A 691-nucleotide genomic window follows, 5' to 3' on the forward strand; every position below is an offset into this window, starting at 1 on the left:
CATTCCATTTTAGATCACTTTGTTGAATGATTCGTCTGACGAGAGAGAAACCGTTGGAATGAACTCCAGATGAGCTAAGACCTAAAATAATATCACCTTCTGCAAGGTCTTTTGAAGGTAATAATGCATTACGTTCAGCAGCTCCTACGGCAAAACCTGCTAAGTCATAATCTCCTTTCGCATACATATCAGGCATTTCTGCAGTTTCTCCGCCAATAAGAGCTGCACCTGCTTGCTGGCATCCTTCTGCAATACCAGAAACGATAGCCGCACCTTGTTCAGGGTCAAGTTTTCCAGTTGCAAAATAATCGAGAAAAAAGAGCGGCTCAGCACCTTGTACAAGTAAATCATTGACGCACATGGCTACCAGATCAATACCAATGGTATCATGAATACCTACTTCAATAGCAATTTTTAGTTTTGTCCCCACGCCATCATTGGCCGCTACGAGGATGGGATCGGTAAATCCTGCTGCTTTTAAATCAAAGAGTCCGCCAAAGCCGCCGATTTCTGCATCTGTTCCTGCTCGTTTTGTTGCGCGTATGAAGGGTTTAATTTTTTCTACCATAGCATTACCCATATCGATGTTTACACCGGCTTTTGCGTAGGTAAGACCGTTCTTAGATTTATCATTTATAAGATCTTGATTGTTCATTAGAATTTTCCTTATGGGAAATCAGGTTTTGATATT

The 691-nt window shown here is 41.4% G+C and carries 1 protein-coding gene; it reads right to left on the bottom strand.

Annotated features, from left to right (window positions below; genetic code table 11):
- Nucleotides 1–655, bottom strand: a 655-nt coding sequence (gene purM / locus ACFINZ_RS10990; protein WP_375701535.1) for a phosphoribosylformylglycinamidine cyclo-ligase, incomplete at its 3' end; no start/stop codon positions are given.
- Nucleotides 656–691 lie beyond the last annotated feature (36 nt).

The organism is Bartonella sp. AA81SXKL (assembly GCF_042196945.1).
Taxonomy (GTDB): domain Bacteria; phylum Pseudomonadota; class Alphaproteobacteria; order Rhizobiales; family Rhizobiaceae; genus Bartonella.